The 20,040-nt window shown below is 41.6% G+C and carries 17 protein-coding genes; 9 read left to right on the top strand and 8 right to left on the bottom strand.

Annotated features, from left to right (window positions below; all coding sequences use genetic code 11):
* Positions 1–117 precede the first annotated feature (117 nt).
* Positions 118–1,314: a FecR family protein gene (locus DC498_RS10935; RefSeq protein ID WP_116874188.1), complete on the bottom strand. Its 1,197-nt coding sequence runs from the start codon at positions 1,312–1,314 to the stop codon at positions 118–120.
* Between the two features lie 54 nt (positions 1,315–1,368).
* Complete coding sequence (locus DC498_RS10930) at positions 1,369–1,953, bottom strand: RNA polymerase sigma factor (RefSeq protein ID WP_116874187.1); 585 nt, start codon at positions 1,951–1,953, stop codon at positions 1,369–1,371.
* 339 nt (positions 1,954–2,292) lie between these two features.
* On the opposite strand from DC498_RS10930, the gene DC498_RS10925 reads away from it, so the two are divergent.
* From DC498_RS10925 to DC498_RS10895, 7 genes are all read left to right on the top strand, one after another.
* Positions 2,293–2,583, top strand: a complete 291-nt coding sequence (locus DC498_RS10925) for a hypothetical protein (RefSeq protein ID WP_116874186.1) — start codon at positions 2,293–2,295, stop codon at positions 2,581–2,583.
* Between the two features lie 719 nt (positions 2,584–3,302).
* Positions 3,303–3,545, top strand: a complete 243-nt coding sequence (locus tag DC498_RS10920; protein ID WP_116874185.1) for a hypothetical protein — start codon at positions 3,303–3,305, stop codon at positions 3,543–3,545.
* A gap of 451 nt (positions 3,546–3,996) precedes the next feature.
* A complete protein-coding gene (locus DC498_RS10915) occupies positions 3,997–5,259 on the top strand; it encodes a hypothetical protein (RefSeq protein ID WP_116874184.1) in 1,263 nt (420 codons plus the stop codon).
* 203 nt (positions 5,260–5,462) lie between these two features.
* Positions 5,463–5,771, top strand: coding sequence for a helix-turn-helix domain-containing protein (locus DC498_RS10910; protein WP_116874183.1), 309 nt, complete (start codon positions 5,463–5,465; stop codon positions 5,769–5,771).
* Between the two features lie 85 nt (positions 5,772–5,856).
* Positions 5,857–7,320, top strand: a complete 1,464-nt coding sequence (locus tag DC498_RS10905) for a DUF3945 domain-containing protein (RefSeq protein WP_116874182.1) — start codon at positions 5,857–5,859, stop codon at positions 7,318–7,320.
* Positions 7,321–7,339: 19 nt separating this feature from the next.
* Positions 7,340–9,421: a type IA DNA topoisomerase gene (locus DC498_RS10900; RefSeq protein WP_116874181.1), complete on the top strand. Its 2,082-nt coding sequence runs from the start codon at positions 7,340–7,342 to the stop codon at positions 9,419–9,421.
* The gene (locus DC498_RS10895; protein WP_116874180.1) at positions 9,421–10,302 is read left to right on the top strand and encodes an ORF6N domain-containing protein; all 882 of its coding nucleotides are present in this window, start codon (positions 9,421–9,423) and stop codon (positions 10,300–10,302) included. Before DC498_RS10900 ends, DC498_RS10895 begins: the two co-directional genes overlap by 1 nt.
* Here DC498_RS10895 and DC498_RS10890 read toward each other — a convergent pair.
* Entirely contained in the window at positions 10,299–10,868 is a 570-nt protein-coding gene (locus DC498_RS10890) for a hypothetical protein (protein ID WP_206197589.1), read from the bottom strand. The two genes, DC498_RS10895 and DC498_RS10890, sit on opposite strands and share 4 nt — an antisense overlap.
* A gap of 194 nt (positions 10,869–11,062) precedes the next feature.
* Between DC498_RS10890 and DC498_RS10885 the strand changes: the two genes are divergently transcribed.
* A complete protein-coding gene (locus DC498_RS10885) occupies positions 11,063–11,500 on the top strand; it encodes a DUF1896 domain-containing protein (RefSeq protein ID WP_116874179.1) in 438 nt (145 codons plus the stop codon).
* Positions 11,487–16,901 (top strand): N-6 DNA methylase, encoded by a 5,415-nt coding sequence (locus tag DC498_RS10880; protein ID WP_116874178.1) that lies wholly within the window; start codon positions 11,487–11,489, stop codon positions 16,899–16,901. The genes DC498_RS10885 and DC498_RS10880 overlap by 14 nt, the downstream gene beginning before the upstream one ends.
* A 43-nt stretch (positions 16,902–16,944) precedes the next feature.
* Here the strand turns inward: DC498_RS10880 and arsB are convergent, their stop codons facing one another.
* Genes arsB through DC498_RS10855 form a run of 5 tightly spaced genes read right to left on the bottom strand, consistent with a single transcriptional unit; the run spans position 16,945 to position 20,040 of the window.
* Positions 16,945–17,982, bottom strand: a complete 1,038-nt coding sequence (gene arsB, locus DC498_RS10875; protein ID WP_116874177.1) for an ACR3 family arsenite efflux transporter — start codon at positions 17,980–17,982, stop codon at positions 16,945–16,947.
* Positions 17,983–17,987: 5 nt separating this feature from the next.
* Positions 17,988–18,368: a glycine cleavage system protein GcvH gene (gcvH, locus tag DC498_RS10870; RefSeq protein ID WP_116874176.1), complete on the bottom strand. Its 381-nt coding sequence runs from the start codon at positions 18,366–18,368 to the stop codon at positions 17,988–17,990.
* Between the two features lie 16 nt (positions 18,369–18,384).
* On the bottom strand, positions 18,385–19,158 hold the full coding sequence (locus DC498_RS10865) for a metallophosphoesterase family protein (protein ID WP_116874175.1): 774 nt from the start codon (positions 19,156–19,158) through the stop codon (positions 18,385–18,387).
* A 25-nt stretch (positions 19,159–19,183) separates the two neighbouring features.
* Positions 19,184–19,651 (bottom strand): DUF6428 family protein, encoded by a 468-nt coding sequence (locus DC498_RS10860; RefSeq protein ID WP_116874174.1) that lies wholly within the window; start codon positions 19,649–19,651, stop codon positions 19,184–19,186.
* A 59-nt stretch (positions 19,652–19,710) separates the two neighbouring features.
* Positions 19,711–20,040: an ArsR/SmtB family transcription factor gene (locus tag DC498_RS10855; RefSeq protein ID WP_116874173.1), complete on the bottom strand. Its 330-nt coding sequence runs from the start codon at positions 20,038–20,040 to the stop codon at positions 19,711–19,713.

Here is a 20,040-nt window from a genome sequence, read left to right as displayed (position 1 = left end):
TTGGGTTTATTTAATACAGTTGTTTGCTCAATTGATTTTTGGGTTGACCCGAACATTCGCCGGAGGTGCTCGCTACACTTCCGGTTTTTATTTGAGTTACCTTTTTTGCATTAGTCGTCAGGGATATACATAAATAATATTATTTTCAGTTTTAAATTTTACATAGCCATTTAACTGCAAGAGGCGAAGCAACTTTTCCAAAGGCTCATTCCTGTTAATAGTAGCATTAAACTGGTGCTTAATTTCACCCTCATACACAACTTTTGCATTGTACCATCTTGCCACCTGGTTCATTATGTATTCAATGGGTGCATCGTGAAATACAAATAATCCTTTTTTCCAGGCTGTAATCTCTTCAACATCTGAATCTGGTATAGTGTTAATTGAGTTACCTTGAATTCGTGCCTGCATGCCTGGTAATAATACTTTTTTATTAATCTTGTTTTGCACCAGCACCTTGCCTTCAACAAGTGTTACTGCTTTTTCTTTATCACCGGGGTATGTTTGCACATTAAAGTGAGTGCCCAATACAGATACAGTATCATTATTACCCATTACTACTTTAAAAGGTGCATGAGCATTCGGTGATACTTCAAAATACGCTTCACCTGTAAGTTCAACTTTGCGCTCGTTGTCGGAAAATGCGGCAGGGTAACGTAAAATCGTTTCTGAATTAAGCCACACTTTTGTGTTATCATTTAGTGTTAGCTGAAATTGCCCACCAGCAGGAATTGTAAGCGTATGCATTCCTTCCTCTCTATTATATTTTGAGTGTTGATACACCAGTCTGCTATCATTTTCTTTTGAGATATGCTGAGCGGTATTACCGGAAAGAAAACCATTTTGCATACTGGCAAGATCTATAACCGAACCATCGGGTAGCGTAAGCGTAGCTTTATTACCTCCCGGCTGCAACACATTATTGTGTGCTATGGGGGGCGTGGTATTTTGGGAGGAAGAAGTATTGGTTGAACGCCACAAAAGAAACACACCTAATAATATAATTGCCGTAGCGGCAGACATCCATACCATATTGATCTTCCTCCCGGCTTTTGGTTTTTCAAATCGGCCTTGTTGCTGCAGCTCTTTAAAAACTTGTTCAGACTGCGCTCCATCCATCATTTGCAGATTAGCTTCAATATTTCTTTCGTCTGTCAGGTCTTCAAACAATTTCATATTGGCATCGCTCGTATTCACCCAATCATCCAACTCTTCATGTTCAGCCTTACTAAGTGTGTTGCGTATATATCCGGCAATAAGGTAGGCCACACGATGGGCGTCCTTATCCATATGACTGTATGGATTGTTGTTCATGACATTAAATTAGCGCATGCTTTTTATAGTAAAGTATGCAAATGAAGAAATGCCCTACAAAGTTGAAAAGAAAATTTTTTCCAGCAGACACAAAACGCCTAAAATACCCGGATAGAGTAGTTTTTGAAGTGCTTTAATACCCCTAAGTTTTTGGGTTTGTACGGTATGTGGATGGAGATTGAGCTCTCGTGCAATTTCGCCGGTGGTTTTACCTTCAAGATAATACATGCTGATCACCCTTTTGTTGCCGGGAGATAATTTTTGCAATGCAGCATACAAAAAGTGATAGGTTTCTGCACGTACAAGAAAGCTGAATGGTGTATCAATATCAACAACATCACTGGTAAATGTTTCAGAGCGACACAACTTTTTGGAGGCTTTATAGCTGTCTCTTCGCACAATGGTATATAAATATGCTTTTATGCCTTCGTATCTATTAAACTTATAATGTTTTTGCCAGGTTTTTACAAATGCTTCTGATGCTATTTCTTGCGCCAGTGGAAAATCTTTAACCCACTGATTGGCATAGAGCGTAAGAGCAGGGTGTAACTCCCTAAAATAATGGGCAAGCGCCTGTTCGTCGCCTTTACTAAAGGCAATGGCATAATCATCTGCATGGTATGGTTGCGCCTGTGGCATTTGTGCTGCATAAAAGTGAATTTGAGCCCGGAAGTATGCTAAAAAAGTATGGCATGGAACTCCACTTACCGCTATTGAGGCCGTCGGAGGCCTGACCACGAATAAGGGAGCCCACGCCAAAACGTGAGCCCTTGCTTATCGTCTCATGGTCTTGAAATTTCCGACGTTTCAATAGCGAGACTCAAAGCGAAAGCTTCAATTAGTTTATGAAGATTCGCAAAATATCTATAGCGAAGTAAAAATACTAAAAAAGATACTAAACGTAAGTAATTAAATACGTATAGTAAATTATTGCTTACGTCATTTTTTCACAACTGTACCTTTTCGTTTTATAATGGTATGGCCAAGGAAGAAAATGAAACGCAGTACAAAGTAATTCGTTTGATGTTTCAAAGCTTTAGTATTAAGCGAATGAAGGATATAGAAAAATTATATCCAACTATGATTGCTAAAGCTCTTGGCATTAATCATAGCCGATACATTCAAAAGTTATACAGACCTGATGAGTTCTCAATTAAACATGTAATTGATTTAGCTAATTTGCTTGATATAGAACCCCAACTAATTATTGATGTTATACTCAAAGAATTAAATTATTCCAGTAAAACAAAAAAGAATAATTATAAATGATTATGAATGTTTAGCTATGTTTTCAATGCAATATGTTCGTTACACTATTGATATCCCATAGAATCTATATTGACAGTTAAGAAATATAAGAGCAGTCAATACTATTTTTAGACCAAGGTTTGAAATAAATGAAGTTATGGTCCAATCTAGGTATCAGCCCTTCGTTAGCTTTATTTTTTTCCATCTAATTACCATCACATATCCCTTTATTACATTGATTTTTTTAGTAAAATCAAGAAATCCAGTACTATTCTCGTAAAATAAAACTCGACTTAAAGAAGTCGCGTTAGCTAACCTATGAAAACATCTATAACCAAGTTATAGGAATATTATTTATTTTATTATAAACATGTCGTTTGTTATATCTACAGCAACAAACTATCAGGGTTATCTTTTGTTTCTACTTGCAACTAAAATGGGAAGTTAATCATCTCCTATGTTTTCATAGGATAAGGTTTAATGAGGCTAAAAACCTCAAAGTCCCTGTAGTTCTCTGCGGGGATTTTCCATTTAATTCCCACAAACGAAACAGTCATTAATGTTTTACTTTTATATTGCATTCGAATAAAATACTAAGTCCGGGCATTATAGCTATTTCGCAGTTGGTTTTGGGAAAATAGTTAAAAAGTATGTCCGGCACCAATTATGATCAACAAGGCAGCAGTGGTTTTTTCGTCCTCTGAAATCTACCGCTGCTGCTTTGTTTGTATATTTGCGGAATGGAGAATATAAGTGTTCTTACAGACTTTCCCGAAAGTGAATTTCAACAGTATTATAAAAAGATTGCGGAAAATATTCTCGGAGATTATACAATTTATTCAGGTGGAAATTATATATATATCAGTAACAATAAAAACAGAACAATCAGATTTACCTCTCAAAACTTTGACCTGAAAAATTTTCAGGCTGAACAATTGCTTTACTGGCTGGAAGTAATTCGCAAAAAATATCCATCCTTTTAGCATTTTTTTCTTTTAAAAACATATTGAGATTTGTCGTTCAATATTATCCTAATCGCATAACAATTTGAGCAGTTCGCATACCTTAAAAAAATTAAATTAGGTAGCTATTTTCGTAATTTAACAACATGCTAAATGTAGGGATTAAAACACTTTGATATTTAATATCTGCTCAATTTGTTTTCCCTGGTCTGAAGACAAACTCACAACTGCTATAAAAGGTTCACATCCTCCTGTTTATTGTCAGCATTTGAATATGCTTCGTACCCACTTTTGTTGAGTTGATACTAGTTGTGTCAAAACAATCTTAACTCATTTGTAAAAGCAAGTGAATACACCTCCTCTGTAATAGCTTTCATTGATGCCATTCTATTTAAAAGAAACCTTGGTTTCTTTTAAATGAATTATATAAACGGATGAGTGATGAATTAACTGTTTCAAATATTTTAAGCTAATGCTAAACAATCAGGAAATAAAACATAGGGATTGGAAAGAAATTCATGTTAATGCTGATAAGGAGAAATATGCATTGGATTGGTTGGATGTTTTAGTATACCATACTCTAAATCCGAAAAAAGGGAAACTCCTGGGAATCTCTAAAGATGAAGAAACAAAAATCTTCTATCAAATAGAAGAAGAATTTCTGAAAATAAGCCTAACAATACAGACGCAGGTATTCTCAGTTCAATCAAGAAGTGAAGCAGAGCTATTAATAAGGAATTATTACTCAACGCTGACAACGATGTTAAGACAATGCATTTTAAATCTTGAGATGGTTCGCTTAAAGAAAGGAGCTATTCATAGGATTGCAAAAGCATTATTACAATTGACCGAAGAACTTATATTATTAATTGAATACAAGTATTTTGAATACTTAAGCATGAATGAGTTTGTTTCCCAAACATATTTTCTTAAATTCTGCAAAGAGTTGTCATTAAGGTTAAATAAACTGCAAGGCAAAGTACCTGTCAATAACCCTCAACAAATTCCTTTCAATATTATTGCGCATAAAATAAGCAGCTTTATTAATACAGGTAAGTTTGAATATACTACTACTCATAGCAATATTATTTACAAAGAAAAATTGTTATCTGAAATTGAAAAAATTGATTTTGCTGAGAAAAGTCCACCAGCTTACACATTGATTGATGCTGTATTGATTTATCTTAACTTCAATAGTGTTGAGTACATCAATTATCTTATTGGATATATTGAATCAAGCATTAGAAAAAAAAATACCATAGAGGAAAAAAAAGCGAAGTTGCTTTTTCTGTATAAATCATTTAACCAACTTCATAAAATCCCGAATATAAGTTACAATAAAAATTTTCACAGTATCGAAACTGTTATAAACAACTGGTTCAGGCATGAGATCTCGTATCAGCAAAAACTCAATACAACAAAAACCCAATCTGAAAGTAAAGAAGAGAAAGCAAAGGAATTAACGACATCGTCAGAGAAAAACCACAAGATTATTTGTCTGCTTTCTTCCGATCAGATAGGATTAATATTACGGGCAGCTAGTGATCAGAAAGTAATTATTTCAAAGTCCTTAAATGAATTGTTTAAGACAATTGTTCCATACATGTCTACTCCTGTTAAGGAAAGTCTATCCCATGATGGCATGCGTAGTAAAGCGTATGCAGCCGAAGAAAAAGATAAAAGAATTGCCATTGAGACATTGGAAAAGCTTATTAGGAAAATAAAGGATTTTTAAATTCTTCTCAATTGCTTTAACTACTCTGCCAGCAATCAGTGTTTGAATATTCTAAATTTCCTTAAGGATATCTTTTCGGTTACCCTATAAGGTACAAAAAGGTACAGGAACCTTCTGGACTTGACAACACTTCTCAGAATCATTTTTTTTGCAATCGGAAATGACTACGGGGTAATAGAAACAACTCATTCAAATCTGATTAAATGAATATCGATCGAATAGAATTTATTACATGGATGCAGCGTATTATGGAGCGCTTTGACATACTAAAAGAGCAGATCACATTAGATCAAAATAAATTGAGAGTAATTGACGGAGAAGAACTGCTGGACAATCAGGATTTGCTCCAGATGTTAAAGATCAGCAACCGATCATTACAGCGTTATCGTTCATCCGGGAGGTTGCCCTATTATACGATTAGTGGCAAACTTTACTATAAGCTCTCGGATGTTCATCAATTTATCCGTGATGGATTCAGTACTCCACTGCGAAAAACCAAGGACAATACCTGACAAGTAAAGTCAGAGAAAGTCAACAGAACATCCATGTTACCCCTACTTCTATTTTCGGATAAATGAAATTTTAAATATTAAAATTATGAGTGATCAAACCGTAGTGAAGCAGAATTCCCCGGATCAGCTATCTGATATTCTGCTGGTGCTGGAAAAGGACAAAAAGAAAATCCAAGCGGTTAAGGGCATTGGCAAAAATGGCGAACTCGAAACCGTAGATGCTGATAAGAAAAATCAAAACGAATTCATGCGTGTGGACAAGCACGGTGACATCTTCTCCAACTTCTTTTCCAATTTTCTCAGGCAGCTAAAGAACCCGACCCACTTTACTTTTTTCAAAGTATCTGCCGCCGGTGCAACCGATACTGCACATGAAATGCAGAAACACATTGACACACCTACCAAACAGGGTGAGCAGCTAATGAAGCAACACGAAGTAAAGCCTGAAATAAAACCGGAAGAAAAGCCCGAACAAAAACAAGAAAATAAAAGTAATATGGAAACAACACAAACGACACCGGCTACCGGCGAATATCGCTACAAGCCGGAACAGATTGATTGGGAAACTATGTCCAATCTCGGATTGAGTAAGGAAAGACTTGAAAAGCTGAACCTGCTCGATCCTCTATTAAAAGGCTTTAAAACGAATGAGCTGGTGCCGGTAAGCCTTAACCTGGGAACCGCTGTCACGCGTATGGATGCAAGGCTCTCGCTGCAACAAAATGACGAGGGAGCAGTAGTAGTTGCTATTCACGGCATCCGCAAGGAGCCGAATCTTAATTTCCCGTTTTTCGGCTATGAGTTCACTAAAGAAGATAAAGATAACCTGCTTAAAACCGGCAATATGGGCCGCGTTGTTGACCTGACCAATCCCAAAACAGGTGAAACCATGCCTTCTATCATCAGCGTGGACAGGCTGACCAACGAACTGGTTGCCTTGCGTACCGACAGGATAAAAATCCCGGATGAAATTAAAGGTGTAATGCTTAGTGAACAGCAAAAGCAAACTTTGATGGAAGGCAAGCCGCTTTATATAGAAGGCATGATTTCCAAAAAAGGTGAGCCTTTCAACGCAAATGTTCAGTTCAATGCTGATAAGCGTTATGTAGAGTTTCTGTTTGACAGGAGCAATAACAACCGCCAGACACAAAGCAATACGCAAGGTCAGCCGACGGAAGCGCCGCGAACCGTAAGAGGCAAAGAGCTGGACAATGAGCAATACCAGAAGTTCAAAGAAGGCCAGACTATTTACGTAGCCGGATTGATGGACAAGCAAGGCAAGGAATACAAAGGTTACCTGACCTTCAACAAGGATACCGGCAGAACCGATTTCTCTTTCAGCAATCCAAATAAGATGAAAGAGAAGATACAGCCTGCCGAAGCTCATAAAACGCAGACTGCGGTTAACTCTGAAGGCAAGACCAATGAGGCTACAAAGAATATTAAGGAGCCGCTGAAATCAGGACAGAAAGAGCCGGACAGCAAAAAGCAACAGGAAAAACAAGAGAAACCCCAAACGCCAGCCAAGTCCAGGGGTAGAAAAATGTAATCACATAAAACGATGAGTTATGAAAGCAGTGATTGCAGAAAAGCCAAGTGTGGCGCGGGAAATAGCCAGCCTGTTAGGAGCTACTGAAAAGAAAGATGGTTTCCTCACCGGTAATGGCTATTATGTTACCTGGGCATTGGGGCATTTGGTGGGATTGGGTATGCCGGAAGATTACGGGCTTTCAGGTTTTCAGAAAGCCGCCTTACCGATATTGCCCAATCCCTTTTTATTAACAGTAAGGAAAGTAAAAAAGGATAAAGGTTATACGTCCGATGCAGGCGCTTTGAAACAACTGAAAATTATTGAGCAGGTTATCAACCGTTGCAGTAGTATCATTGTGGCTACCGATGCCGGACGTGAAGGGGAGCTGATCTTCCGCTATATCTATGAATACCTGAAATGCACGAAACCCTTTGAACGGCTGTGGATCAGTTCGCTGACCGAAAAGGCAATTAAACAAGGTTTTGATAACCTCAAACCCGGTAGCGAATTTGATGGATTGTACCACGCGGCAAAAGGCAGAAGCCGTGCCGATTGGTTAGTGGGGATTAACGCTTCACAGGCATTGAGCATTGCCGCCGGAAGCGGTATATATTCATTGGGCAGGGTGCAGACCCCGACACTGGCCCTGATTTGCAAACGCTACCTCGACAATAAGAATTTCAATGTGCAGCTTTATTGGCAAATCCAGTTGGAACACCGTAAAGAGTTCATTGATTTCAAGAGCCTTTCCAAAACAAAATGGAACGATAAGAAACAGGCGGAAGATGTACTGAAGGCCATCCAGCGTAGCGGAACAGCTTCTGTAACCTCCATTGAAAGCAAAACCGTTTCGGAACAGCCGCCATTGTTATTTGACCTTACAGGCTTGCAGAAAGAAGCCAATAAAAGGCTGAACTTTTCTGCCGAAGAAACGCTGAATATTGCTCAAAGCCTGTACGAAAAGAAATTTATTACCTATCCACGCACTGGCAGCAAGCATATACCTGAAGATATGTGGCCGGAAATCACCGGTCTTGTCCGGGCATTGAACGACAGGGATTCCTGTAAGGAAGCTGTATCGAAAATGAAATGGGGGCGTTTCAATAAACGCATTGTCAATGACCTGAAGGTAACAGACCATCACGGGCTGCTCATTACAGATAAAATCCCCTCGGCATTGCCCGCTAAGGAAAATGCCATTTATGATATGATCGCCCTCCGGTTGCTGGAGGCCATTTCACAAGCCTGCTCCAAAGAAATAACCGACGTGAATGTGCTGGTATTGCATTATGACTTCACATTGAAGGGCTGTAAAATTCTTGAACCTGGTTGGCGTGCAATCAAAGGTAACTTCTCCGATGAAGACACCGAACCCGTGCAGGATCTGCCTGAGCTGAAAAAAGATGATGAGCTGAAAATTAAAAATGCGGTGGCGTTGGAAAAGAAAACCAAGCCGCCCGTTCTCTATACCGAAGCGGGCCTGCTATCCGCTATGGAAACAGCCGGAAAGGAAATAGAGAATGAAGAGGAACGTAAGGCATTGCAGAACATCGGGATCGGTACGCCTGCTACACGGGCCGCCATCATTGAAACCTTGTTTACACGCAACTATATCCAGCGGGAAAAGAAAGCCCTTATCCCTACCGAAAAGGGATTGCAGGTGTACCATCTGGTAAAGGACAAAAAGATTGCCGATGTAGCCATGACTGCCGAATGGGAACTGGCCTTGCAAAAAATTGAAAACAGTGAAGCGGATGCCGCTTCTTTTCAAAAAGAAATGGAAGTGTATGCCACGTCTATTACCCGTGAGCTATTCAGTACATCCGTAAACATGGGCAAGCTGCCGGAGGTAGTTTGCCCGAAGTGCAAAAACCATCAGCTCATCATAAGGGACAAGCTTGTAAAATGCCCCGATGAGGCTTGTAGTTGGGTACAGTTCCGTAATATCTGCGGCGTACAGTTAAGTGTACAGGATATTGAGCAACTTATCAGAAAGGGAAAAACGAATCTCATCAAAGGCATGAAAAGCAAATCGGGGAAAAAGTTTGATGCCTATATCGTTCTGAATGAAAAGGCTGAATCTTCTTTTGAATTTGAAAACAACGAAGCGAATAAATAATGAACAATAGTCTTATCATATCCCCAAAAGATATAAAGCCGTTGATATATACCATCCGTGGTGTTCAGGTAATACAGGATAGCGATCTTGCTTCGCTTTACCAGGTTGAAACTAAAATTTTGAACAAGGCTGTAAAAAGGAATTTTGAGCGCTTCCCCGAAACCTTCTGTTTTCAATTGACCGATGACGAAACAGAAAGTTTGAGGTTCCAATTTGGAACCTCAAACACTGGCAGAGGGGGCCGGCGCTATTTGCCGTACGTATTTACCGAGCAAGGGATAGCTATGCTATCAGCCGTGTTGCGAAGTGATGTGGCTGTAAAAGTCAGCATTGAGATTATGAATGCTTTTGTGGAAATGCGTAAAACTTTCATGAGCCATGCAGCATTGTTCCACAGGCTGGATAAGGTAGAACTGAAACAACTGGAAGCCGATCTGAAATTTGAAGAGATCTTTAAAGCCCTTGAAGGTGGGCAATTAAAAATTGAGAAAGGAGTTTTTTACGATGGGCAGATATTTGACGCCTACACTTTCGTGAGCGATATTATCCGCAGTGCAAAAAGGGCTATTATACTGATCGACAACTATGTGGACGATACTGTACTCACACTATTGGGAAAACGCGATGCAAATATTTCTGCAACAATCTACACAAAGACCATTACTAACCAGCTACGACTGGACTTGCAGAGATATAACAGCCAATATCCCGTTATTGATGTTCAGATATTTACCCACGCCCATGATCGGTTCCTGATTATAGACGGAACGGAGCTGTATCATATAGGAGCATCATTGAAAGACCTGGGCAAAAAATGGTTTGCTTTCTCTAAGATGGATACGGAGGTCGGCAAAATGCTTAGTTTTCTAAATGGTATTTAGACACTCCTGCTCAATTTACTTTCATATTTTCTATCGTCCGAGTACGAGACATATTTTTCTGTATCGGGTGCCCAATCGAAATATACTGCTTTGCCTTGCTTTATATCGTTAGCTTGTTCTGTAGCCAGAGTTAAGTTTTGCTCGAATATTTTTTTTGCTGAAGCATTAACTGTTTCAGCAAACACTTCAAGTTTATAATCGCCAGGCAGAAAGCTCCATTGCCCATTTTTAGGAAGTAAAAAATGATGATAGAGTGAAATACCGCTTTTGCTTATAAATAGGCCACTACCCCGAACAACCCCGTTGTCACCGTATGCCCAAATATTGAAATTTTGAATTGTATCGGCTTGATGAAGTCTGATAAACATATTTTGAATGTATTGCCCTTGATCGGCAGTCCCATAAAGTAATGTTCGCATGAAGACCTTTGGCTCATCATTCCCATTCTGCCCAAGAAAGCATATAAGCGATGGGCGTGTCATTTTTAAATTACCTTTTCTAATTCTCGTCAACCAAAACGTCAACATGGAAATCAGTAGAGATACAATTGAAATTGTTAAAGCCATAATAGTTATGAAATTCTGAGGATTATACAATTTGTATTTAATGCCACCTTAAATCACAAAAATACAAATTAGTTCATCATGCCTCTTTTCCCTTCAGTCAAAAGCTGCCAGTCAAAGCCAATTCGAGCCCATTCTCCAAAAGCGCATCCTAACCGCTCTAATTTTAAAATCAAGAAATAAAAAACATTTCGTGTATGGCAACAATAGAAAAAGACTTGTCTTATTTCTCATTAAGACTGCAAGAGCTGCTCAATACCAGCTTCCCCGAATTATCAGGTGACAGAACCTTTATCAACCAACGTTCACAGTGGGCTGCAAGCGCTTATGAAGGCGCGTTCAGGGCAGGCAATCCCATAGCCCAATGCGATGGGATTGCTGATTATATCCTCTTTGAAGGATTGCACTTCTCAAAATTCGATACCGTTTTCAAGGTCGTTTGCAATGAGTTCGACACCAACATGGCGGATGAGGAACTACGCCCCTTTGCCCTGAAGATGCTGCCTGTGTGCGATCTTGTTTTTGAGCAGTACCCGCTCACGGAAGAGTTTGCCGACAGCCCCGAATACGAGCTGCTCTACACCGAACTGACAGGAACCATTCAAATCTGGATAGAGGACAATGGCCTTCAGTAAACGGGAACACCTGAAGCAGAATATTGAGGCGTTACGCATAGCATTCACATTAGAAAAAGAGAAACGCCAGGCTACCGAAACCGAGAGGCAACAGCTCCTTCAATACAGTGGTTTCGGTGGCCTCAAATTCGTGCTTAATCCCATAGAGACACCCGGAGCCATTAACCAATGGGTAAAATCGGAGCAGGATCTGTTTCCCCTTACACAACAACTTCACCAGCTATTACACGAAAATGCTGCCGACGACAAGCAATACTACCGCTACGTGGACAGTATGCGCGGCTCGGTGCTTACTGCCTTCTATACACCACCTGCGGTAATTGATACCATTGTCGGTGCGCTACGTGATAGTGGGATCGGCATTCAACGGTTTCTGGAACCTTCTGCCGGTATAGGTTCCTTCATTCAGTCCTTCGCAGATAATAAAACACAGCATGTTGCCGCCTATGAAAAGGACTTGCTCACGGGCAAAGTTTTAAAACAGCTTTACCCGGACAGGAATATCCGTGTCAACGGCTTTGAAGAAATCCCGGAAAGGGAGCAAAACAGCTACGATATAGTCGCCAGCAATATCCCTTTCGGGGATACTTCCGTTTTCGATCTTTCCTTTTCCAGAAGTAAGGACACAGCACGCATACAGGCCGCCCGAAGCATACATAATTATTTCTTCCTGAAAGGAACCGATATGCTGCGTGATGGCGGCATACTGGCCTTTATCACTTCACAGGGCTTACTCAACAGCCCGAAGAATGAACCGATACGCCGGGCGCTCATGCAGGATAATAACTTTGTATCAGCGGTGCGCCTGCCTAACAATCTATTTACTGATTATGCCGGAACAGAAGTCGGCAGCGATTTAATCATCCTGCAAAAAGACACGGGTAAACGAGGGCTTTCAGAAGCGGAAGAACGCTTTTGCCAGACCTACACTATATCTGAAAATATAACCAACAATGTTCTCTTTGAGAACCTGCAACGTATTGTACATACCTCCCCGTACCGGGACACCGATATGTACGGCAAGCCTGCCTGGATCTACGAACATGAAGGCGGTGTAAAAGGCATTGCACAGGATTTAAAGCAGATGCTTGCCGATGATTTCTCCAACAGGTTGGATGTCCGGCTATACAATGGCCAGCGTAAAGACGAGCCGGTAATACAAATTCCGGAAACACCACAGGTTATACAGCCGCCCATTATACAACAGTCACAAGCGGCAGCAATAAAACAGGAACCGCAAAATTTATTTTCCTCCACCAATACTGATACTGCTACCGAGCGGGTGCAGCTTAGCTTGTTTGATCTTTTTGGAAGTGAAGCGCAAGCAGTGGCAGTTGCCAGTCCTGCAAGGACAATCACAACTGCAAAAAAGCAGACCGTCGCAAGGAAACGACCCATTACTAATCGTCAGGTGGATTTATTTAGCAGCACCGCACGGCAACCTTTTACACCTGCACCCAACCCTGTACCCGCTGGCGGCAATAAGCCGGTAAATGAAAACAAACAAGCTGCTATTGGCGATCTGTTTTCGGGATTGAATGACAGCGAACAGATTAAACCAGCGGCGGTTAATTCCCTGCCTGAACCCGCTCTTTATGCGGGAACGATTCAATCATTCCACCGTAACGATAGCCTTGCCATAGATAAAGGGCTTGTTGGCTATCTGAAAGATATTGATACAGATAAAGGGCAGGCAATGTTCCATCCATTGCAGTTGCCTTCCATGCAAAAGACAAAGGCTGAAGCCTATATCGGCATACGCGATACCTATCTCGACCTCTACCAGAAAGAAGCGGAACAGCAGACCGAACATAAGCAGGAAAGGGAAACGCTTAACAGACTATACGATGCCTTTGTAAAGCGTTACGGCAATTTTAGTAGTGCCGAAAACATCAAGCTGATTAAGACGGACAGTGCCGGCAAGGAAGTCCCTTACCTGGAGCGTGTGGTAGGCGGCGTGGTACACAAAGCCGATATATTCCAGCGCCCTGTAAGCTTTTCAACGGGAACACTGGCTACAGATAACCCCGATGAGGCGCTGGCCACCTCACTGAACAAATACGGTAACGTGGATTTGGGCTATATGTCACACATCAGTGGCATCAATGCCGATGACCTGAAAGCGGCCTTGCACGGGCGTATTTTCTTCAACCCATTAGAACAGGGATATGAAATTTCCGAAAGGTGGATTTCCGGCAATGTGGTAGAAAAAGCGCAGGAGGTAGAAACGTATGTGTCCGCTCATCCCGGCGACGCGGAAGCCAGAGAAAGCCTTGCTGCTCTTGTTGAAGCAAGGCCACGGCGTATTGAATTTGAAGAACTGGATTTTAACCTCGGTGAACGCTGGATACCCACAGGAATATATAACCGTTTTGCTTCGCATTTATTTGATACCACAGTCCGCATACACTATACGGAAAACACGGACGACTTTTCTGTTATCTGCGATCAGAAGAACGTCCTTATACGGGATAAATATGCAATAAAATCTGAAAGCCGCACCTATGATGGTATAGCCCTGCTCAAACACGCCCTGGTAAATACTACGCCCGATATTACTAAAAAGGTAATGATGGGTGAGCAGAAGGTAAAAGTGCGGGATATGGAAGCCATACAAATGGCGAACACCAAGATTGATGAAATCCGGAAAGCCTTTAGTGACTGGCTCCATGCCCAAAATGATGAGTTTAAAAAACGGCTTACCGATAAATACAACGATACCTTCAACTGCTTTGTACGTCCTCAATACAACGGTAGCCATCAGGACTTTCCGGGACTGGACAGGAAAGCGCTCGGCATTGCAGACTTGTACCCAAGCCAAAAGGATGCTGTATGGATGATAAAGCTGAATGGCGGCGCTATCTGCGACCACGAAGTAGGTGCGGGCAAAACGCTTATCATGTGTACTGCGGCGCAGGAAATGAAACGGTTGGGCATGGCGCATAAGCCGATGATTATCGGCCTTAAAGCCAACGTACACGAAATAGCGGAAACCTACCGCAAGGCTTACCCTCATGCCAAAATCCTCTATCCTGGCAAGGAAGATTTTACACCACAAAAGCGCCTGCGCATTTTTGGCGATATTAAAAACAACGATTGGGATTGCGTGATCCTTACCCATGACCAATACGGTATGATACCTCAATCGCCCGAACTGCAAAAGGAAATCCTGCAAACGGAGCTGGATAGTGTGGAGCAGAATCTCGATGCGTTACACGCACAGGGCAAAGAGGTATCGCGGGCGATGCTCAAAGGTGTGATCGTCCGTAAGCAGAACCTTGAAGTAAGGCTCAAAACACTGGAACATGATATTGCCAACCGTAAGGATGATGTGGTTGATTTTAAGATGATGGGCATTGACCATCTGCTGGTGGACGAAAGCCACCGATTCAAAAACCTGATGTTCAATACCCGGCATGATCGTGTAGCGGGATTGGGCAACATGCAGGGCAGTCAAAAAGCGCTGAACCTGCTCTTTGGCATTCGCACTATTCAGGAACGTACCGGCAAAGATTTAGGAGCAACCTTTCTTTCAGGAACGACCATCAGTAATTCACTGACCGAACTATATCTGCTGTTCAAATACCTGCGCCCGAAGGCGATGGAAAAACAGGACATTAATTGCTTTGATGCCTGGGCAGCTATTTATGCAAGGAAGACTACCGATTACGAATTTTCGGTAGCCAACAACATTGTACAGAAAGAACGGTTCCGTTATTTCATTAAAGTCCCGGAGCTGGCGCAATTCTACTCCGAAATAACCGATTACCGTACCGCTAAGGATATTGGCATTGACCGCCCGGAAAAGAAAGAGGTACTGCATAATATCTCGCCTACACCGGATCAGGAAGTCTTCATCAAAAAGCTGATGGAGTTTGCTAAAACGGGTGATGCCACATTGCTCGGCAGGCCAAAATTGTCAGAAAGCGAGGAAAAGGCCAAAATGCTCATCGCTACAGACTATGCCCGCAAAATGTCATTGGATATGCGGATGGTCAGCGCGAAGTATGACGATCATCCCGATAACAAAGCCTCCCACTGTGCCGCCAACATAGCGAAGTATTACCAGAAGTTCAGTGCGCAGAAAGGAACGCAATTCGTCTTTTCCGACCTGGGAACCTACAAGTCCGGTGAATGGAATGTGTATGCGGAGATCAAACGCAAGCTGGTACAGGATTGTGGCATTCCGGCCCATGAGATCCGTTTTATACAGGAGGCCAAGAACGATAAAATGCGCAAAGAGTTCATCGAGGCGATGAACGAAGGCAAGATCAGGGTACTGTTCGGCTCTACGGATATGTTGGGAACCGGCGTGAACGCACAGAAACGTGCGGTAGCCGTACACCATTTGGATACCCCGTGGCGACCAAGTGATCTTGCCCAACGGGATGGCCGTGCCGTCCGCAAAGGCAATGAGATTGCTAAATTCTTTGCCGATAACAAAGTGGACGTAATTATTTATGCCGTTGAAAAATCGCTGGACAGTTATAAGTTCAACCTGCTGTACAACAAACAGCTTTTCATTGACCAGTTAAAGAGCAATAACCTCGGCAAGCGTACCATAGATGAGGGCGGCATAGACGAAAAATCCGGCATGAACTTCTCGGAATATGTGGCGATACTTTCCGGTAATACCGACTTGCTGGAAAAGGCAAGACTGGAGAAACAGATTGCCTCACTGGAGAGCGAACGGCAGGCGTTTACCCGCTCTAAACTTACATCCCGCTACAAGCTGGAAGATATTACAGCTTCATTGGATGCTGCAACCTCCCGGCTGGAACGTATGGGTATGGATTGGGGAAATCTGCAAAAGCGCATACAAAAAACACAGGACGGAACGATAAGTAACCCGGTGCAGCTCATCGGCCTGCCGCCTGATGCCGATGCAAAGCAGATCGGCACCAGGCTGAACCAACTGGCGGAAAAAGCCCGCACTGAAGGGCAGTATGAGGAAATCGGCGGCCTGTACGGTTTTACCTTGCTGGTGAAAACGGAAGTATCGCAAAAGGAAGGTGTTGATATTAAGGATAACCGATTCTTTATTCAGGGCGAAGGCAATATCAAATACACCTACAACAACGGAAATATGGCAACCGATCCCAAAACAGCTTCTTTTAATTTTTTGAATGCGCTGGAAAAGATACCGGGACTGATGGAACAGGAACAAAAGAAAGTAGAGGTTATGCAAAAAGACCTGCCCGTACTTCGGGAAGTAGTAAATGGTGTATGGACAAAGGAACACAAGCTAAGTGAACTCAAAACGGAATTAGCTGCCATTGACAGGAAAATACAACTATCCATTACACCTGAGCCGCAAACCCAAACACCAGTAGAGGAAACCAAAACGGTTAACATCAATGATGTGCCGGACAGGACTTCTCCGCGATTGAAAGCCATGTGACAAGAGAACAAAAAGAAAGCTGCCCATAGAGCAGCTTTTCTCTTTAATTACGTGTGTATAATCTTCCTTTTAACCATAAACTTGCCCGTACCAACAGGATCAAGACAGGAACCTCTACCAGAGGCCCAATTACGCCTACAAATGCCTGTTGCGAATGGATGCCGAAAACTGCAATGGCAACGGCTATTGCCAATTCAAAATTGTTACCTGTGGCCGTAAAGGAAACGGAAGCGTTTTTCTCGTAAGGGATGTTCAATGACTTACCGATAAGGAAACTGACGAAGAATGTCAATACAAAGTAGATGACTAACGGAATAGCTACTCTCAACACATCTAAGGGTAGTTCCAATATTTTGTCACCTTTCAAGCTGAACATCAACACAATGGTAAACAGCAAAGCATACAGCGTAATGGGAGATATAACAGGTATGAACTTTCTGTTGTACCATTCTTTGCCTCTTGATTTTATGAGGAAATAACGGCTTAAAAAGCCTGCTAAAAAAGGTACGCCTAAATAAATCAAAACACTTTCCGTAACATCTTTAATCGGTACGGAAATATTGAAATTCCCCAAGCCTAATTTTGCAGGCAGTACATTGATGAACAGCCAGGCATAACAACTGTAAAACACTACCTGAAAGATACTGTTCAACGCTACCAATAAAGCCGCATATTCCCTGTTACCGCCCGCCAAATCATTCCAAACGATAACCATTGCAATACACCTTGCCAATCCAATCAATATTAAGCCGGTCATATAACCAGGTTCGTTCTTCAGGAAAATGATGGCCAGGACAAACATTAAGGCGGGGCTGATTATCCAATTCAGCAATAAGGATAAGGACATTACTTTTTTGTCCTGAAACGCCATTGGCAATAGCGAATAATCCACTTTTGCCAATGGCGGGTACATCATCAGTATCAAGCCTATGGCTAAGGGAATATTGGTTGTACCTACGGAAAGGGAGTTGGTTACGTTTGAAATATTGGGAAACAAATAACCTAATCCCACACCTAAAATCATGGCAAGAAAAATCCATAGCGTTAAGTACCTGTCAAGGAATTTTAGTTTTGGCTGCATCGGTTCTAATTGTTTGTGACTTGTACGTATTGTGCTGCGGTAAGTAAGTTTTTGAGTTCGCTATTGTCCTGAATTTCTATTTTAACCAACCAACCGTTCCCGTAAGGATCATCGTTAATAAAGGTCGGTGTTTTTAAAAGTTGTTGGTTGGTTTCAATGACTTTTCCCGAAGCAGGCATAAACAAATCACTGACAGTTTTTACGGCTTCAACAGAACCGAAAACCTCATCCTGCTGAAAATTGTACCCGATATTGGATAAGTCCGCATATACTATTTCGCCTAATTCTTTTTGGGCAAATTCCGTAATGCCAATGGTTCCGGTATTATCCTGTACACGCAACCAGGTATGTTCTTTTGAGTAATACAAATCGTTTGGAAATTCCATTGCTTTTAATTTTAGTTTAGTAACCCCTTCTTAGATTTTCAGCATATTCATCAGGCAGTATGCTTTCCTCTACAGCTTTTGCCGCTTTTTCAATATCATAGTCAAAACGGATAAATTCTACCCGGATACTTTCTTTGTCGAGGATAGAACTATTGCTGTTGATAGTGAGCATTACATAACCGCCCTGCGGATTGCCGTCTTTGGGTTTGCCCACCGAACCAATATTTATAGCGTGGCGGAAATGGTCTTGCCCGTCAATGCCTGAATTTAAAATCCGGTGGTAAGGTTTGTGCGTATGACCGAAACACATAATGTCTGCGTCCGCCTGTTCCATAATGCGAAGCATACTTTTTTCTTCTCTGTCCTCAAACAGATACTCGTTTATTTTTCGGGGACTTCCGTGAACCAAAAACAGGTTCAGTTTGTCTTCGTTCAACTGAAATTCCACCTTGATGTGTGCCGGAAGTGTACGCAGGAAGGCTCTTTCTTCGTCTTGTATAATGGAATTGGTAAACGAAATGGAAACGTTGCCGTTGGCTTTTTCGTGGTCGGTTTTGTAGGCACAGCCACAATCATTGCTCATGCGCCCGATGCCAAAATCATAATTGCCCGCAATAGTTGGGATTTTACGTTTACGGACTTCGTTTATTACTTCGTTAGGCCAAATGTTATAACCCACCAAATCGCCCAGGCAATAAATGCTATCGGGGTTTCTTGTTTCTACATCCTTAAAAAAGGCTTCCAATGCAGGAAGATTAGCGTGAATGTCACTGAACAATGCAATTTTCATATCTCTGATTGTTTATATGGTTTAGTTAACAGCAACCGGAATTAGGTGCGCAGCAAGCACTGTTTTTCAGTTCAGAAAGGTTTACTTTTTGCTTTTGTGCAGGAATGCCGCAAGCGTCCTGCGCTAAACAAGCTGTTGCCTTGCTTTTTAGTACGAAGTTTTTACCGTTGAAATCCAGATCGTATTTCCCAATGGTGTTGCTTTGGTATTCCACTTCGATTTCAACGTTTTCCATTCCTAATTTTTCCTCGGAAAGCTTAATGATGTTCAGCAGCTTTGTTGGCTTCAAACGGTGTTCGTAATCGTCTGCATTCCATAATTGGAAGTTTACCACTTTCTCATCCCGGATGGTTCCACCACAGTCAATAAAATGTTTTGTGACTGTTCCTACTTCGGTAACATGGAAGTGTTCGGGAACAAATGTTCCGTCTTCTAACTGAAATTCAACATTATTTAATGTTGGTAGGATGTTTTTGATTTCTGACAGTTTCATGATATTTTTGTTTGATTGCTATATTGCTTTATTACGATTAATGTATTCAAAAAAAATGCTCAACAGCATTTCTCTATGCCCACGTTATCTGCAAAGAAGATATTGAGTTCCTTTTTAACCCGCTGCCATACTTTTTCATCAATACAGTAACAAATACTTGTACCTTCAATATTCCCCTTTATGATGCCTATACTTTTCAGTTCTTTCAAATGTTGGGAAATGGTTGCTTGTGCCAACCCAAGTTCTTCTACCAGATCATTACAGATACAGGCATTTTGCTTAACGATATATTGCAGGATGGCTATACGTGCAGGATGGGCCAGTGCCTTTAAAGTGATAGCCAAACGATTTTGCTGCTCGGTAAATATTTCAGTCTTTGTAACTCCCAT

This window comes from Terrimonas sp. (assembly GCF_003075435.1).
Lineage (GTDB): Bacteria > Bacteroidota > Bacteroidia > Chitinophagales > Chitinophagaceae > Agriterribacter.
This window is presented reverse-complemented; position numbering and strand designations above follow the sequence as displayed.